This window comes from Nocardioides kongjuensis, assembly GCF_013409625.1.
GTDB lineage: Bacteria > Actinomycetota > Actinomycetes > Propionibacteriales > Nocardioidaceae > Nocardioides > Nocardioides kongjuensis.
This window is the reverse complement of the sequence record NZ_JACCBF010000001.1, coordinates 3372094-3388313: the sequence shown is the minus strand read 5'-3', so window position 1 is coordinate 3388313 and position 16220 is coordinate 3372094. Positions and strand designations below refer to the sequence as shown.

15 protein-coding genes are annotated in these 16220 nt (G+C 74.5%); 5 read left to right on the top strand and 10 right to left on the bottom strand.

Annotated features, from left to right (window positions below; all coding sequences use genetic code 11):
- Positions 1-28 precede the first annotated feature (28 nt).
- The gene (locus BJ958_RS16335; RefSeq protein WP_179727985.1) at positions 29-1102 is read left to right on the top strand and encodes a hypothetical protein; all 1074 of its coding nucleotides are present in this window, start codon (positions 29-31) and stop codon (positions 1100-1102) included.
- A 9-nt stretch (positions 1103-1111) separates the two neighbouring features.
- On the opposite strand, the gene BJ958_RS16330 is transcribed toward BJ958_RS16335, so the two are convergent.
- Positions 1112-2284 (bottom strand): pyridoxal phosphate-dependent aminotransferase, encoded by a 1173-nt coding sequence (locus tag BJ958_RS16330; RefSeq protein WP_179727984.1) that lies wholly within the window; start codon positions 2282-2284, stop codon positions 1112-1114.
- A 27-nt stretch (positions 2285-2311) separates the two neighbouring features.
- Between BJ958_RS16330 and pyrE the strand changes: the two genes are divergently transcribed.
- Positions 2312-2857, top strand: coding sequence for an orotate phosphoribosyltransferase (gene pyrE / locus BJ958_RS16325; protein WP_273521087.1), 546 nt, complete (start codon positions 2312-2314; stop codon positions 2855-2857).
- A gap of 4 nt (positions 2858-2861) precedes the next feature.
- Here pyrE and BJ958_RS16320 read toward each other — a convergent pair whose 3' ends face one another.
- The 7 genes from BJ958_RS16320 to BJ958_RS16290 form a co-directional block, all read right to left on the bottom strand.
- Entirely contained in the window at positions 2862-4076 is a 1215-nt protein-coding gene (locus BJ958_RS16320; RefSeq protein ID WP_179727983.1) for a vWA domain-containing protein, read from the bottom strand.
- The gene (locus BJ958_RS16315; protein WP_218865800.1) at positions 4073-6319 is read right to left on the bottom strand and encodes a DUF5682 family protein; all 2247 of its coding nucleotides are present in this window, start codon (positions 6317-6319) and stop codon (positions 4073-4075) included. Before BJ958_RS16315 ends, BJ958_RS16320 begins: the two co-directional genes overlap by 4 nt.
- A complete protein-coding gene (locus BJ958_RS16310) occupies positions 6301-7410 on the bottom strand; it encodes an ATP-binding protein (RefSeq protein WP_179727982.1) in 1110 nt (369 codons plus the stop codon). Before BJ958_RS16310 ends, BJ958_RS16315 begins: the two co-directional genes overlap by 19 nt.
- Positions 7407-8750: a DUF5691 domain-containing protein gene (locus BJ958_RS16305; protein WP_179727981.1), complete on the bottom strand. Its 1344-nt coding sequence runs from the start codon at positions 8748-8750 to the stop codon at positions 7407-7409. Before BJ958_RS16305 ends, BJ958_RS16310 begins: the two co-directional genes overlap by 4 nt.
- Positions 8747-10042: an SWIM zinc finger family protein gene (locus BJ958_RS16300; RefSeq protein WP_179727980.1), complete on the bottom strand. Its 1296-nt coding sequence runs from the start codon at positions 10040-10042 to the stop codon at positions 8747-8749. Before BJ958_RS16300 ends, BJ958_RS16305 begins: the two co-directional genes overlap by 4 nt.
- A 638-nt stretch (positions 10043-10680) precedes the next feature.
- Positions 10681-11163 (bottom strand): VOC family protein, encoded by a 483-nt coding sequence (locus BJ958_RS16295; RefSeq protein ID WP_218865798.1) that lies wholly within the window; start codon positions 11161-11163, stop codon positions 10681-10683.
- 34 nt (positions 11164-11197) lie between these two features.
- A complete protein-coding gene (locus BJ958_RS16290) occupies positions 11198-11938 on the bottom strand; it encodes a VTT domain-containing protein (RefSeq protein ID WP_273516371.1) in 741 nt (246 codons plus the stop codon).
- Between the two features lie 85 nt (positions 11939-12023).
- Here BJ958_RS16290 and BJ958_RS16285 point away from each other — a divergent pair, with 85 nt between their 5' ends.
- Positions 12024-12671 (top strand): TrmH family RNA methyltransferase, encoded by a 648-nt coding sequence (locus BJ958_RS16285; protein ID WP_179730210.1) that lies wholly within the window; start codon positions 12024-12026, stop codon positions 12669-12671.
- 6 nt (positions 12672-12677) lie between these two features.
- Here the strand turns inward: BJ958_RS16285 and BJ958_RS16280 are convergent, their stop codons facing one another.
- Positions 12678-13175: a SigE family RNA polymerase sigma factor gene (locus BJ958_RS16280; protein WP_179727979.1), complete on the bottom strand. Its 498-nt coding sequence runs from the start codon at positions 13173-13175 to the stop codon at positions 12678-12680.
- A complete protein-coding gene (locus BJ958_RS27980) occupies positions 13172-13762 on the bottom strand; it encodes a hypothetical protein (protein ID WP_179727978.1) in 591 nt (196 codons plus the stop codon). Before BJ958_RS27980 ends, BJ958_RS16280 begins: the two co-directional genes overlap by 4 nt.
- 113 nt (positions 13763-13875) lie before the next feature.
- Between BJ958_RS27980 and fbaA the strand changes: the two genes are divergently transcribed.
- Positions 13876-14907 (top strand): class II fructose-bisphosphate aldolase, encoded by a 1032-nt coding sequence (gene fbaA, locus BJ958_RS16270; protein WP_179727977.1) that lies wholly within the window; start codon positions 13876-13878, stop codon positions 14905-14907.
- Between the two features lie 13 nt (positions 14908-14920).
- Complete coding sequence (gene ilvA / locus BJ958_RS16265; RefSeq protein WP_273516374.1) at positions 14921-16204, top strand: threonine ammonia-lyase IlvA; 1284 nt, start codon at positions 14921-14923, stop codon at positions 16202-16204.
- Positions 16205-16220 lie beyond the last annotated feature (16 nt).

Below are 16220 nucleotides of genomic sequence, written 5' to 3'. Positions count from 1 at the left end.
GTGTGGGCCGGTCTGGTGGAATGGGGCCATGAGCGAGGAGCAGCCCCGGCCGGGACAGGCGACGCTGGCGGGCGCGCTGATCATCGGCGGGTCGGTGTTCGTCGTGCTCGCCGCGTGGCAGCGGATCTCCACCCTCCACACCCTCGCGGTGCAGGAGGAGCTGCAGAAGGTCCTCACCGAGCCGATGACGGCCGACCTCGGGCTCGACGCCGACGGGCTCGCGACGATGATCCGGGTGCTCTGCATGGTCGGCGCGGGGGCGGCCACGGCGTCGGCGATCCTCGGCATCCAGGTCTTCAAGCGCTCGGCGAGCGCCCGGGTCGCGCTGACCGCGCTCTCGCCGCTCCTGTTCGTCGGCGGCCTCGCCACGGCGGGCTTCCTGGCCCCGATGGTGCTCGCCGGGATCGTGCTGCTGTGGCTGCAGCCCACCCGGGACTGGTACGCCGGCCGGCCCTGGGCCCAGCGCCTCGAGGAGCGCCAGGCCGCCCGGTTGAACGCGATCAGGTCCGCGACGCGCCCCGTCCCACCGTCCCGGTTCGACCAGCCGAGCCAGCCGAGCCAGCCGAGCCGGCCCGTGGACCACCCGGTGCGCCAGCCGGGTCACCTCCCCGGACCGGTGGCCGGTCCCGTCACCGGGGTCGCCCCGCCGGCGCGCGGACCCGTGGTCGGTGCCCGACCGCCCGCCCTGGTCGCGGCGTGCGCGATCACCTGCGTCGTCGCGGTCACGATCGTGCTGCTGGTCGCGGGGATGGTCGCCTACGTGTCGGCCAACAGCGAGAAGCTGTTCGCCGAGGTGATGAAGGACCAGCCGTCCTGGATCGACCGCTCGCAGGTCACCGAGCAGGACCTGGTCGCCGGCATCTACGTGCTCCTCGCCGGCGTCACGGCGTGCGCGCTGGGCGCGATCGTGCTCGCCGCGCTCGCGTTCGTCGGCCAGAACTGGGCCCGGATCGTGCTGGCCATCGGCGCCGGGAGCGGCGCCGCGGCCTCGCTCTTCCTCGCGCTCGGCGCCTGGCCCCTGGTCATCCTGGTCGCTGCCCTCGCCGGCGCCACCAGCCTGCTGCTGCGACCCGAGGTCGCGCGATGGTACGCCGGGCGCTGAGCCCCGGCGTCAGGCCCGCAGGTCGGCCGCGCCGAGCCGGCGTACCGCCTCGGCGATGACCTCCGGCTTCTTGCAGAACGCCCACCGGACCAGGTGGCGGCCGCTGCCGGGGGCGTCCGGGTCGTCGTAGAAGACCTCCGACGGGATCGCGACGACGCCGGCCCGCTCGGGCAGCGCCCGGCAGAAGTCGCCGCCGCTGGTCCAGCCGAGCTCGCTCACGTCGGTGGTCGCGAAGTAGGTCCCCTCGGGCACGTACGTCGTCAGGCCGGCCGCCCTCAACCCGCCCACCAGCTGGTCCCGCTGGGCCTGCAGGTCGCGGGCCAGCCCGGACGGGAAGTCGTCGCCGGCGTCGAGGGCCGCGGCCACGGCCGGCTGCAGCGGCGCGCCCGAGGTGAAGGTCAGCCACTGCTTGGCCGCGGTCACCGCCGCCACCAGCTCGGCCGGGCCGCTCGCCCAGCCGACCTTCCACCCGGTCACCGACCAGGACTTCCCGGCGCTGGAGAGGGTGAGGGTGCGCTCGGCCATGCCCGGCAGCGTCGAGATCGGCACGTGCGGGCGGCCGTCGAAGGTGAGGTGCTCGTAGACCTCGTCGGTCACGACCAGCAGGTCGTGGGCGATCGCCACCCGGGCGACCGCGGCCAGCTCGTCGCCGTCGAGCACCCGGCCCGTGGGGTTGTGGGGCGTGTTGAGCAGGATCAGCTTGGTCCGCCCCGTCACCGCGGCCTCGAGCTCGGCCGGGTCGAGCCGGAAGTCCGGTGCGCGCAGGGTGACCGGCCGTCGTACGCCACCGGCGAAGTCGATCATCGCCGTGTAGGAGTCGTAGTAGGGCTCGAGCACGACGACCTCGTCGCCCGGGTCGACCAGCCCGAGCAGGGCGCCCGCGATCGCCTCGGTGCAGCCGGTGGTCACCACGACCTGCCGGTCCGGGTCGAGCTCGATGCCGTAGCGGCGCTGCTGGTGCCGGGCGATCGCCTCGCGCAGGGCGGGGACGCCGGGGCCGGGGGCGTACTGGTTCGCGCCACCGCGCACCGCTGCGACGGCCGCGTCGAGGATGACGGCCGGCCCGTCGGTGTCGGGGAAGCCCTGGCCGAGGTTGACCGAGCCGGTCCGGACGGCGAGGGCGGACATCTCGGCGAAGATGGTCGTACCCATCCCGGCGACGCGTCGGGCAGCAGGAGGCATGGGGACGACGATAGATAACCTGTGCGCGTGACGACCACGGACACCGCCCTCGCCGCCGACATCGACGCCACCTGCCGCCTCACCGGCGAGTTCGTGCTCCGGTCGGGTCAGGTCAGCAACGAGTACTTCGACAAGTACCTCTTCGAGGCCGACCCGCTCCTCCTCGCCCGCGTCGCGCGCGAGGTCGCCCAGCTGCTGCCGGCCGACGCCGAGCTGCTCGGCGGCCTGGAGATGGGCGGCATCCCGATCGCGACGGCGGTCAGTCAGCTCGTCGGCCTGCCGGTCGTGTTCGTGCGCAAGAAGGCCAAGGAGTACGGCACCGCCAAGCTCGCCGAGGGACCGTCGTACGACGGCCGCAAGGTGGTGCTGATCGAGGACGTCATCACCACCGGCGGCGCGGTCCGCGACGCGACCAACGCGCTGCGCGAGGGCGGCGCCGTCGTCGAGACGGTGGTGTGCGCGATCGACCGCAGCCCGGCCGGCGAGAACCCGCTCGCCGACGTCGAGCTCGAGGTCCGCGCCGTGCTCACGAAGGCCGAGCTGGACGCCGCTCGCGACGCAGCTCAGGCGTGACCCGCTAGTCGTCCTCGACGGCGCTCGCGACCACGATGTCGTTGGCCGCCGCCCACTGGGCGAGGTCGCGCCTCTCGATCGCCGCGGCCATCAGGTCGGGGAACTGGTCGGGGGTGCACGCGAAGGCCGGCACGCCGATCGCGGCCAGGGCGGCGGCGTGCGCGGCGTCGTACGACGGCGCCCCCGAGTCGCTCAGCGCCAGCAGCGCGACCATGACCGCACCCGAGGACGTGATCGCGTTGGCGCGGCGGATCATCTCCTCGGCGATGCCGCCCTCGTAGAGGTCGCTGATCAGCACGAGCACCGTCTCCTCGGGCCGTTCGATCAGCGACTGGCAGTAGGCGAGGGCGCGGTTGATGTCGGTGCCGCCGCCGAGCTGGACGCCGAAGAGCACGTCGACCGGGTCCTCGATCTCGTCGGTGAGGTCGACGACCTCGGTGTCGAAGGCGACCAGCCGCGTCGAGACGGCACGCAGTGAGGCGAGGACCGCGCCGAAGACGCTGGAGTGGACGACCGACTCCGCCATCGAGCCGGACTGGTCGATGCACAAGATGATGTGGCGCTGGGTCTGCCGGGTGCGGCGGGCGTGGCCGTGGAGCCGCTCGGGCACGACGGTGCCGTGCTCGGGCAGGTAGTGCTTGAGGTTGGCGGCAATGGTGCGCCGCCAGTCGATCTCGTGGTGCCGGGGCCGGCGGGTGCGGGCGGCCCGGTCGACGGCGCCTGAGACGGCCTGGACGGTCTTGCTGCGCAGCCGCTGCTCGAGCTGGTCGGTGACCGCCCGGACCACCGCGCGGGCGGTCGTGCGGCTGTGCTCGGGGATCACCCGGTTGAGGCCGACGAGGGTGGTCACCAGGTTGAGGTCGGGCTGCACCGCGGCCATCGTCTCGGGCTCGAGGAGCAGCTCGTGGAGGCCGAGCCGGTCCATCGCGTCGGCCTGCATCACCTGCACCACCGAGGACGGGAAGTAGGTGCGGATGTCGCCGAGCCACCGGTTCACGCCGGGAGCGGAGCGGCCCAGCCCGCCGCGGCGCGGGCCGCCCGGGCGTCCGGGGCCGTCGCCGGGGCCGTTGTACAGCTGGGACAGGGCGCGGTCGCGGACCAGGTCCTCGGCCGACAGGTGGACGTCGGCGGGGTCGGCCTCGTCGCCGCCGAGCACCAGCCGCCAGCGGGTCAGCCGGTCACGCGGCTCGGGCACGGGTGACTCGAGGGACTCGGTCATGCGCTCACCTCCAGTCCGAGGAGCGTGGCCACCTGGCGAGCGGCGTCGCGGCCGGCGGCCAGGTCGAGGTCGGGCACGGCGTCGGCGTGGTCGTCGTCGAGGTTGCGGACCCGGCTGGCGACCTGGCGACGCTCGGCGGGCGGGAACCGGGCGAAGGTACGGCGCAGCAGCGGCAGCAGGTCCTCGAAGACGGACTCGTCCACGCGGCCGACCCACTCGTCGACCATCGCCAGCAGGGTCGGGTCGTGCAGCAGCAGCACGGACTCGCCCTCGAGGAAGCCGTCGAGCCAGGCGGCGGCGTGGACAGGGGAGGCGCCGACGGAGAGCTGGCGGCTGAGCCGCTCGGCGGCCCGCTCGGCCGCGAGGTGGCCGCCGTCGAGCAGGATCCGGTTGACCCGGCCGGCGACCGAGCCGTGGACCCGGTCGTCGGCGGCCACGCCGGCGAGCGCCTCGCGCCACCGCTCGGCGCCGACCCCGACGAGCGCGATCCCGCGCTGGGCGCTGTCGATCGAGCCGCGCAGCGCGGCGGCCGCGTCGTCGTCGAGGCCGCTGCAGGCCGCCCGCAGCTCGACCGCCGAGCGGACCACGACGGTGGCGAGCACCTCGCGGACCCGGCCCAGGTCGGCGCGCCGCACGTCGCCGTAGCGCTGGGTGCGGGCCAGCGGCTCGATCGCGTCGAGCAGGGCGCGGGTGTCGTGCTGGTGGGCGGTGGCCGCGGCGAGCGCGTCGACCACGGTGGCGAGGGCGCGGGGCAGGTCGGCGACCAGCGCGGACTCGACGAGCCGGCCGAGGGTGGCCAGGTCGGTCGCGGCGGCGGCCGCCTCCCGGACCCGGGTCTCCGCGGCACCGAGGACGGTCGTCCCGAGCAGCCCGGCCTCGACCAGCGAGACGGCGAACTCGGGCTGCCACTCGAGGTCCCACGCCTCCTTGAAGGTGCCGGTGGTGCGGCCGGCGTCGCCGGGGGTGCCCCACGGGATGCCCAGGAGGGCGAGCCGGTGCAGCAGCCGCGAGCGCTCGAGCTGGCCCTCCTTGCGCAGGTCGAGGGTGATCGTCGCGGGTGTCGGCGACGGCTTGAGCCGGAGCCGGCGCTGGGTGCGGGCGAGGTCCTCGGCGAGCGGCACGAGGGGGACGGCGTCGGGCACCTGCCCCAGCTCCTCGCCGATCACGAGTCGCCGCTGCACGAGACCGAGCGGGACCGCCGAGCCGCCGCAGAGGACCGTCTGGCTGGCGTCCATCAGCTCCTCGAGGCCGGCCGACGGGCGACCCCGTACGGCGGCCAGCGCCTCCGCCATCCGCACCGCCTCGACCACGGTCGCGGGCGCGGCGTCGAGGCCGTCGTCGCGCAGCGCCCGGGCGACCCGGGTCAGCCAGCCCGGGACGACGTCGCCGGGCCGGTCCTCGGCCCAGCAGGCGAACAGGTGCTGGTACCACCCGGGCGAGGTGACGCCGGCGCCGTACCCGCTGGCGTAGGCCAGCCGGCCCGCGGTCCACGGCGCCCAGGTCGCGGTCACCTTCACCTTCGCCAGGCCGGCGAGCAGCTTGTTGTCGGCTGCCTGGGACGGGAAGCTCGCCGGCTCCAGGGCGGGCGCGTGGTAGGCGCCGCACACGAACGCGATCCGCTCGTGGCCCTCCCTGATCGTGGCCCGCAGCACCTTGCGCATCGCCGCCTCGCGGCGCAGGTTGTCGTCGCCGACCGGGCCGGAGGCGCGGGCCTCGGCCATCGCCTCGCGCAGCAGGGCGAACCGCGCCAGCGAGGACTCCGCCCGGTGCTCGACTGCGTCCTCCCACCAGCGCTCGGGGTCGTCGTACCCGGCCGCGGTGGCGAGCAGGGTGATCGGGTCGGTGCGCTCCTCGCGCTCCGGCTCGGTCACGGGGGGATCGGTGGGACCGGTGGGATCGGCGGGCGCGAGGGACTGGGCGGCGGGCAGGTCGGCGAACCGGACGGGTACGCCGTGCTCGACCGCCCAGGTGAGGGCGACCCACTCGGGGGAGAAGGCCGCCATCGGGTAGAACGCGGCCCGCCACGGCTCGGCCGTCGCGTAGGCCAGGCCGGCCACGGGAGGCACCAGCCCCTCGCCGACGTACCGGACCAGCGAGTCGAGCTCCGGAGGCCCCTCGATCACGACGGCGTCCGCGGCGAGCTCCTCGAGCGCGCCGGCGACCGAGCGCGCCGAGCCCGGGCCGTGGTGGCGGACGCCGAGGACCTCGACCCGGGCCCTCGTGGTCAGGTCAGCTCCCGGCACGCGCGGTAGAGGTCGGCCCACTCGGGGCGGTCCTTGACGACGGTCTCGAGGTACTCCTGCCACACGATCGAGTCCTGCACCGGGTCCTTGACGACCGCGCCGGTGATGCTGGCGGCGAGGTCGTCGGCGCGGACCACGCCGTCACCGAAGTGGGCGGCGAGCGCGACCCCGTTGGTCATCACCGAGATCGCCTCGGCGGTGGACAGGGTGCTCGACGGGGACTTGACGGTGGTGCGCTGGTTGAGCGTCATCCCGCCGCGCAGCTCGCGGAAGATGGTCACCACCCGCTCGATCTCCGGTGTGGCGGCGAGCTCGTCGGGCAGCTCCAGGCCGCGGCCGATCGAGGCGACCCGGGTGCGCACGATCTCGACCTCCTCGCCGAGGCTGTCGGGCAGCGGCAGCACGAGCGTGTTGAACCGGCGCTTGAGCGCCGAGGACAGCTCGTTGACGCCCTTGTCGCGGTTGTTGGCGGTCGCGATGACGTTGAACCCGCGCCGGGCCTGCACCTCGTCGTCGAGCTCGGGGATCGGCAGCGTCTTCTCCGAGAGGATCGAGATCAGCGCGTCCTGCACGTCGGCCGGGATCCGGGTGAGCTCCTCGACCCGGACCAGCGCACCGGTCTCCATGGCCCGCATCACCGGGCTCGGCACCAGCGCGCCACGCGAGGGCCCCTCGGCGAGCAGGCGCGCATAGTTCCAGCCGAACCGCAGCGACTCCTCCGGCGTCCCGGCCGTGCCCTGCACGACCAGGGTCGAGCTGCCGCTGATGGCCGCCGCGAGGTGCTCGCTGACCCAGGACTTGGCGGTGCCGGGCACGCCGAGCAGCAGCAGCGCACGGTCGGTCGCCAGCGAGGCGACGGCGATCTCCATCAGCCGCCGCGCGCCGACGTACTTCGGGCTGATCTCGGTGCCGTCGTCGAGGCGCCCGCCGAGCAGGTACGTCGTCACCGCCCACGGCGAGAGCCGCCACTGCGGCGGCCGCGGCCGGTCGTCGGCGGCGGCCAGGGCGGCGAGCTCGTGGGCGTACTCGTCCTCGGCGTGCTGGCGCAGCACCCCGGACGGGTCGGTGCCGGTGGGTTCGGTGAGGGTCATCGGAAGGCCTCCGTGATCGCGGGCAGGAAGGAGAGGTACTGGTCGAGGTCGGCGGGCAGCGAGCCCCACCTGCTCTCGGTGCGGGCCCAGGCGGAGACCGCCGGCCGGACCGAGGGGTGCAGGCCGGCCGCGAGGGTCGGCAGGGCCAGGGCGGCCGAGCCGGCAGCCGGGGCGGTGTGGCGCAGGATGTCGACGACCGCGGCGCTGAGCGCGGGACTCCACGGCGCCGCGACGTGGCGGACCACCGCCGCGACGCCGGCCGCGGCCTTCGTCGTCCGCAGCAGCCGGAGCGCGGCCGCGTCCTGCTCGGCGGCGGGCAGGTACGCCAGCAGGTCGGGGCTGTCGGCCGCGGCCGCCGTCGCCCAGGCGACGTCGCCGCGGGCCCGGATCGCACGCAGCACGCCGGCCCGGGCCGCCGGCTGGGTGATCAGCGGCCAGGTGTGGGCGGCGTCCTTGCCGGTCGCGTCGGTCCACACCGAGAGCGGTGCCCCGGCGCTGATCAGCTCCAGCCACCGCTCGCGCTGCGAGCCGCCGCGGGTCCGGGTCAGGCCGTCGCGCACGCCGGCCGCGTCCGGCTCGGTCGGCAGCGCGACCTCGAGACCGCGCCGGAGCCGACCGGTCGGCGCCAGCAGCGCACGCAGCCGCTCGGCCATCCGGGCGGCCCGTGCCGAGCCGGGAGCCGCGTCGAGGAGTGCGAGCGCCCGGCGTCGTACCTTGTCGGAGCGGTCGTCGAGAGCCGCCTCGAGCAGGTCGGGGTCGTCGGCCGGGAGCGCGTCGGCGCGGGCAGCGGCGGGCAGGGCGCGCCAGTCGTCGGGGGAGAGCGGCGCGCGTGCGGCGGGCGCCGGCTCGTCGTCCAGCACCCACCGCCAGTCGGGGCGCAGGCCCGCGAGCCAGCGGCCGCGCTCGCCGACGACCGGCCGCGTGGCGGCGCGCAGCTCGGCCTGCTGGGTGACCAGCGCGAGCAGGCGCGGCAGGGCGCGGGCCGGGACGCGGACGCCGCGGTCGGCGGCGACGCGCAGCCAGCGCTCGAGCGCCAGCGGACGCAGCCGCGCGGCGACGGGGGGCTGGCTGACGAGCAGGCCGAGCAGCTGGACGGCGGCGGGCGGCGCGAGCGGGGTGGCGTCGGGCGCGGCCGGCTCCGGGAGGTCGCCCGCGGGGCGGGCGGGCAGGGCGGCGCGCAACAGCGCACCGCCGAGGGCCGCGGCGTCGAGCAGCGCGGTCTCGGGCGTGCTGTCGGGGCGTGCCGTGACGCCGAGGTCGTGGGGGAGGGCCGGCGGCTCGCGGCGCTCGGTGCCGAGCAAAGCTGCCGCCGTCGTCTGCTGCCACCAGGGTGCGCTCACGCGTCCACCGCCGTGACGCTGAGCGGCCGCAGGCCGCGGTCCTCGAGCTCCCCGAACACATCGGTCACCGCACCGCCGGTCACGGCCAGCGCGTCCCACGGGTCCGGGCCGAGCAGGTCGACGGTGTCGCCGGACTCGTCGACGAAGGTGGCCGGCGCGCCGTCGTACGGCGGGACGAGGCGGCCCCGCACCACCGCCGGCACCCGCACCGCCCACGGGTTGCGCTGCCACAGGTCGCTCAGCGCCGCCCGGGCGTCGGCGAGCGAGCCGCCGGCCGGCAACGGGGTGTCGAGGGACAGCGGCGCGGGGGAGGCGGCGAAGCGGGCGCGGGTGGGTGCCGAGCCGGGGTAGCGGACGAGCGGTACGTCGACGACGCTGCCGTCGAGCTGGGGCACCGGCAGCGGCTGCGGGCCGCCGGCGAAGTCGAGCACCACCACCAGCTCGCCGGTCGCGACCGACCGCAGCCAGGTGCGCTGCTCCTTGAGCCGGCCGGTCTCGTCGCGGTGCGCGCCCAAGACCTGCCAGCCGGCGGCCGGCTCCGCGTCGGCGAGGTCGTCGGCGCCCCACGACCAGCCGAGGTAGGTGCGCAGGTCGCCCTGCGTCGTCGCGGTCAGCTCGTCCCAGCGGCGCCACGCCTGCACCGCCAGCCACCACCGGCCGGCCTCGCTCAGCAGGTGCTCGGCCCAGTCGTCCCGGCTGGCGACGGCCGTCGCCATGTCGCGCAGCCGCTCGGCCAGCCCCGGCACCTGGCCGTCCACCAGCCGCGCCGCCGCCGTGTCCCACCAGGTCCACGGCTGGCGGCGGGCGCTCGCCGTACCGCTGCGTGCCAGGTCGGCCAACCACTGCGCGAAGTCCTCCAGCGCCGCCGACATCGTCGAGCGCCGCTCCTCGACCCTGCGGGCGCGGGCCTCGGGGTCGACCGGCCGCTTCGCCTCGGTCGCCGCCGCACCGGCCGCCCGCTCCGCCCGGGTCGCCGCCCAGTCGCCCGCGAACCCCGCCGGCTCGGCCGCATCGGCCACCGCCCCGTCCGAGCGCACCCACAGGAGCAGCAGCGCCAGCGCGTGCTTGCACGGGAACTTCCGGCTCGGGCAGCTGCACCGGTACGCCGGCCCGGCCAGGTCGATCGACACCTGGTACGGCGTCCTCCCGCTGCCCTGGCACTGGCCCCACACGAGCGTGTCCGTGCTGCCCGTCTCGGACCAGGGCCCCGGCACCGCGAGCTTGCGGGCGGCGGTCAGGGAGGAGGCGTCCGGGGCGGCCTTCTCGACGGCCTGGAGGTTCCAGCGCGGCATGGTGCGCCCATCATGGTTGATCCCACCGACTCATGCTCGCTCCCGCCATGCCTCAGGTGGGTGCTGGGGGTGGCTCGGCGCGGGCGGTGGGCTCCGGGTGCTGTAACACGTGGTTCGCCTGCCTACCAGCCGCGTGACCACGGACATGGGGGTCTGTACGGGTCCGCTACAGGTGACATGGGGCGGGTGGAGCAGCGAACCGCGTGTTACAGCGCGGCGGCGCGGTGCGCGCCCGCCGCGTGTGGTGCTCCGGGTGCTGTAACACGTGGTTCGCCCGCCTACCAGCCGCCTGACCACGGACATGGGGGTCTGTACGGGTCCGCTACAGCTGACATGGGGCGGGTGGAGCAGCGAACCGCGTGTTACAGCGCGGCGGCGCGGTGCGCGCCCGTCGCGTGTGGTGCTCCGGGTGCTGTAACACGTGGTTCGCCCGCCTACCAGCCGCCTGACCACGGACATGGGGGTCTGTACGGGTCCGCTACAGGTGACATGGGGCGGGTAGAGCAGCGAACCACGTGTTACAGCGGACGCCGGGCTCCCACAGCGGCCAACGACGTGTTACAGCGGCACCGACAACACTCAGCGGCGAGCGGTGCACGATGAACCGCTCGCCGCTGCAGGTCAGGGACGGCGCAGGGTCACCCCTGGGGCGCGCCGGCGATGTTGACCAGCCAGTCGACGCCGTACTTGTCCTTCAGCATGCCGAAGCTGTCGCCCCAGGGCGCCGGCTCGAGCGGCTGCATCACGGTGGCGCCGTCGGTCAGGCCCTCCCACCAGGCGCGCAGGGTGTCGCCGTCCTCGGCCGGACCGCTGATGCTGACCTGCTGGGTCTGCGGCTCGCCGGGGACGTGGGAGGGGTGGTCGGCGCCCATGAGCAGGACCGAGGGGGAGACCGACAGGGCCGAGTGCATCACCCAGTCGACCTCGGACTCGGCGACGCCCATCGCGGTGCCGCCCATGTCGGCGAAGGTCATCACGGTGAGCTCGCCGCCGAGGACGGACTGGTAGAACTCCATCGCCTCGCGGGCCTGGCCGCGCCAGTTGATGTAGGGGTTGAGGTTGATCGCCATGGTTGCTCCCGGGTGGTTGAGGTGGATGCCGGAGTGGACCGGCGGGCGCACCAGGAATCATCGCGCCGACCTCCGACACCCGCGATCACTCGACGGGCGAGTCGACCTTGGCGTCCGGTTCCCTCGCGTCGCGCCCCTTGGCGCCGGGACGCTTGTGGCGCCACCACTCCCAGGCGACCGGGACGGCGGAGAAGGCGAGGATGGCGAGGGTGACGTAGTCGATGTTCTCGCCGAGCGCCGGGATCGCGGCGCCGAGGAAGTAGCCGAGCAGCGTGATCGAGATGACCCACAGCACCGCGCCGATCGCGCTCCAGGTGAAGAAGCGGCGTCGCTCCATCAAGGTGACGCCGGCGACGACCGTGATGTAGGTGCGCACGAACGGCACGAACCGGCCGATGACCAGGGCCTTGCTGCCGTGCTTGTCGAAGAAGGCGCTGGTGTTGTCGAAGTACTTCTTCTTCAGGATCCGGCCGTCGCGCTGGTAGAGCGGCGGGCCGAGCTTGCGGCCGATCTCGTAGCCCGCGACGTTGCCGGCGAACGCGGCGACCACGAGCAGGACGCAGGCGATGACGAGCTCGACGGGCTCGTTGGAGATCCCGACCACGGAGTAGCCGGTCTTGTTGCTGCCCGCGATGAACAGGCCGAGCGCGAACAGCAGGGTGTCACCGGGCAGGAACGGGAAGAACAGGCCGCACTCGACGAAGACGATGGCGATGGCGATCCAGATGAAGGTGGTGCCGTACTCGTGCTGCAGCCACTCGGGGTCGAGCCACTTGATGCCGAGCAGCATGGGTACGACGAACGGGGTCGCCACCAGCGAGTTCACGACGCCACGCTACCGGCCGCCGCCCAACGTGGTGGTCGTTAGGGTGCGATCCGTGGACGACGAGGAACGGGCGCCGTACGACCCGATGCCCCACGGGCAGCCCGAGGTCGGCGTCGGGCCCTGGCCGGGGCCGTGGCCGGAGGGCCCCGGGAGCGAGGTGTACGACGAGGCGCTGCTCCGCGACGGCGACCGGCGCAACGTCGTCGACCGCTACCGGTACTGGTCGGTCGAGGCGATCGTCGCCGACCTCGACCGGCGTCGCCACGGCTTCCACGTCGCCATCGAGAACTGGCAGCACGACTTCAACATCGGCACCATCGTCCGCTCCGCCAACGCCTTCCTCGCCGCCGAGGTGCACATCGTCGGCAACCGTCGCTGGAACCGCCGCGGCGCCATGGTGACCGACCGCTACCAGCACGTCCGCCACCACCCGAGCGTCGCCGAGCTGCACGAGTACCTCGCCGCGTCCGGCGTACCGCTGCTGGGGATCGACAACCTCCCCGGCTCCGCCCACCTGGAGACGATGCAGATCCCCGAGCGCGTCTGCTTCCTCTTCGGGCAGGAGGGCCCGGGGCTCTCGGACGGCGCCCGCGAGGCCTGCGACGGCACCTTCTCCATCGCGCAGTTCGGGTCGACCCGGTCGATCAACGCGTCGGCCGCGGCTGCGATCGCGATGCACTCCTGGGTGCGCCAGCACGCCGACCTCGACAGCGACGAGGCCTGGCGGGGCTAGGCCGGCTCAGGCCCGCTCCGGCGTCTCCAGCAGCCCGCGCAGTGCGTGCAGGCCGCGCGCGGTGTGGCTCTTGACGGTCCCCTCGGAGATGCCGAGCTCGGCCGCGACCTCGGCGACCGGCAACCCGAGCCAGTGCCGCAGCAGCACTGCCGCCCGCTGCTGGGCCGGCAGCCGCTGCAGCGCGGTGACCAGCGAGTCGCGCTCCTCCGCGCCCAGGCCGGAGGAGGCCGGCAGGTCGGGCAGGGTCTCGGTCGGCACCTCCCGGCGTACGGCGCGCCGCGACTCGTCGATGACCGCGTTGAGCAGGATCTTGCGGACGTACGCGTCCTCGGTGCCGTTGCGGGAGACCCGCGGCCAGGCGACGTACAGCCGGACCAGCGCGGTCTGCACCAGGTCGTCGGCGCGGTGCCAGTCGCCGCACATGCCGTACGCGATCCGGCGCAGCTGGTCGCGGCGGGCGGTGGCGAACTCGACGTACGCCGCCTCGCGTTCCGCGCGCCTCACCGGGCGGCTTTCGTGAACATGTCCAGGTGGTCGAGCCACGCGGCCAGGCTGTCGTCGCCGGTCTCGGCCGCGGTCTCGGCGAGGGCGCCGCCTGCCTGGCTGGTCGGCTGGTCGCCCGTCGCGGCGAAGCGGAACAGCACGACCCAGGTGGTGGTCGCGCCCTTGCGGAGGCCCAGGGCCGTGGAGTCGGTGATCGGGCCGGTACCGCCGACCGTGCGCAGGCCCGTCACAGGATCCTCGACGCGGGCGATGACCTCCCAGCCGGTACGCACGAGGATCACGCCCTCGTGCTGCGGGTCGTCGACTGCCGGGGTCTGGTCGGTCGGCCGGTCCGACGAAACGAGCCCCTCGCCGGAGACGCCTGCCGCGACCGCAACCGGGGCGGCGCCGGCGGTGCCCGTGAACCGCGAGGTCACGGCGAGACCCGCCCCGCCGACCACGAGGGCCAGCGCAAGGGCAGCGGAGCCGCGCGCGAGCCGCCGGCGTCGTACGGCGCGCCGCCCGGCGCCCACCGTCGCGGCGACGTCGAAGGTCGGCGGCGGCGGCGTGCGGATCTCGGCGTCGAGCCGGTCCGTGATCTCCTGCATCTGGTCCTCCAGGGGTGGCGGTTCACTCAAGCAGGGATACGCACGCCGACGGCGATCGGTTGTCACGGTAGGTTGAGGCGGACGTCACCGCACCCTGCGCAGGAGCCAATCGCATGCCCATCGCCACCCCTGAGAAGTACGCCGAGATGCTCGACGCCGCGAAGGCCGGCTCGTTCGCCTTCCCGGCCATCAACGTCACGTCCTCGCAGACGCTGAACGCCGCGCTCAAGGGCTTCGCCGACGCCGGCTCCGACGGCATCCTGCAGGTCTCGACCGGCGGCGCGGAGTATCTCTCCGGCCCGTCCGTCAAGGACATGGTCACCGGCTCGGTCGCCTTCGCCGCGTACGCCGCCGAGGTCGCCAAGAACTACCCGGTCAACATCGCGCTGCACACCGACCACTGCCCCAAGGACAAGCTCGACGGCTTCGTCCGGCCACTGCTCGCCCTCTCGGCCGAGCGCGTCGCCCGGGGCGAGGCGCCGCTGTTCCAGTCGCACATGTGGGACGGGTCCGCCGTACCGCTGGCCGAGAACCTGGAGATCGCCGAGGAGCTGCTCGCGAAGGCCGCCGCGGCCAACGTGATCCTCGAGATCGAGGTCGGTGTCGTCGGTGGCGAGGAGGACGGCATCGTCGGCGCGATCGACGAGAAGCTCTACACCACCCCCGAGGACGCCCTCGCCACCGTGCGCGCGCTCGGGACCGGCGAGAAGGGCCGCTACATGACGGCGCTGACCTTCGGCAACGTGCACGGCGTCTACAAGCCGGGCAACGTCAAGCTCCGCCCGGAGATCCTGCGCGACGCGCAGGCCGCGGTCGTCGCCGAGCTCGGCCTGGCCGCCGGCGCGAAGCCGTTCGACCTCGTCTTCCACGGCGGCTCGGGCTCGAGCGCCGAGGAGATCGCCGCCGCGGTCGACTACGGCGTCGTGAAGATGAACATCGACACCGACACCCAGTACGCCTTCACCCGCCCCGCCGCGGACCACATGTTCCGCAACTACGACGGCGTGCTGAAGATCGACGGCGAGGTCGGCGACAAGAAGGCCTACGACCCGCGCGCGTGGGGCAAGGCCGCCGAGGCCGGCATGGCCGCCCGCATCGTCGAGGCCACCGAGAACCTGCGCTCGGCCGGCAAGTCCGTCGGCTGATCCGTTGGTGCCGGTGCTTCCCACCGCGGCGGACGTCGACGAGGCGGCCGGGCTGCTCGGCTCGGTCATCGCGCCGACCCCGTTGCAGCGAGCCGACCGGCTCTCGGCGCTGACCGGGTACGACGTCTGGCTCAAGCGCGAGGACCTCACCCCGGTCCGCTCCTACAAGGCCCGCGGCGCCTACACGGTGCTCGCCGGCCTCTCCGAGGAGGAGCGGTCCCGGGGCGTCACCTGCGCCAGCGCCGGCAACCACGCCCAGGGCGTGGCGTTCGCCTGCGCCCGGGCCGGCGTGCACGCCACGATCTTCCTGCCCCGCACCACCCCCAGGCAGAAGCGCGACCGGGTCGCCGCCCTCGGCGGTGACCAGGTCGAGGTCGTGATCGCCGGTGACCAGTACGACGACGCGGCCGTGGCCGCCGCCGACTTCGCCGCGGCCTCCGGCGCGACCGCCGTGCCCGCGTTCGACCACCCCGGCATCATCGCCGGCCAGGGCACCGTCGCCGCCGAGGTCCTCGCGCAGTCGGCGGCGCTCGGCTGGCAGCCCGACGCCCTCGTCCTCCCGGTGGGCGGGGCCGGCCTGATCGCCGGCTCCCTCACCGTCCTCGGCGAGCGGCTGCCCGGCGTACGTGTCCTCGCCGCCGAGCCCGCCGGTGCCCCGTCCCTCGCCGCCGCCCTGGCTGCGGGCGGTCCGGTGGAGCTCGACTCGGTCGACCCGTTCGTCGACGGCGCCGCCGTACGCCGCGTCGGCGACCTCACCTACCGCGCCGTCGCCTCCGCCCGCGACGCCGTCGACCTGTCGGTCGTCGCCGTGCCCGAGGGCCTGATCTGCGTCGAGATGCTCGACCTGTACCAGGTCGACGGCATCATCGCCGAGCCCGCCGGGGCGCTGGCCCCCGCGGCGCTGCGCCTGCCCGCGGGCGCCGGCCTCGAAGGGCTCGCCCCCGGCAGCCGGGTCGTCGCGATCGTGTCCGGCGGCAACAACGACGTCTCCCGCTACGCCGACATCGTCGAGCGGGCCCTGGTCCACGAGGGCCTCAAGCACTACTTCCTCGTCGAGTTCCCGCAGGAGCCGGGCGCCCTGCGCCGCTTCCTCGACGAGGTGCTCGGGCCCGACGACGACATCACCCTGTTCGAGTACACCAAGCGCAACAACCGCGAGACCGGCCCCGCCCTGGTCGGCATCGAGATGCAGTCGCCCGACGACCTCGCCGGCCTGCTGGCCCGCATGGAGGAGTCGCGGCTGCGGGTCCAGAAGGTCCCGCCGGACAGCCCGCTGTTCGGGTTCGTGCTGTCATAACGCGAGCCTGGACGAG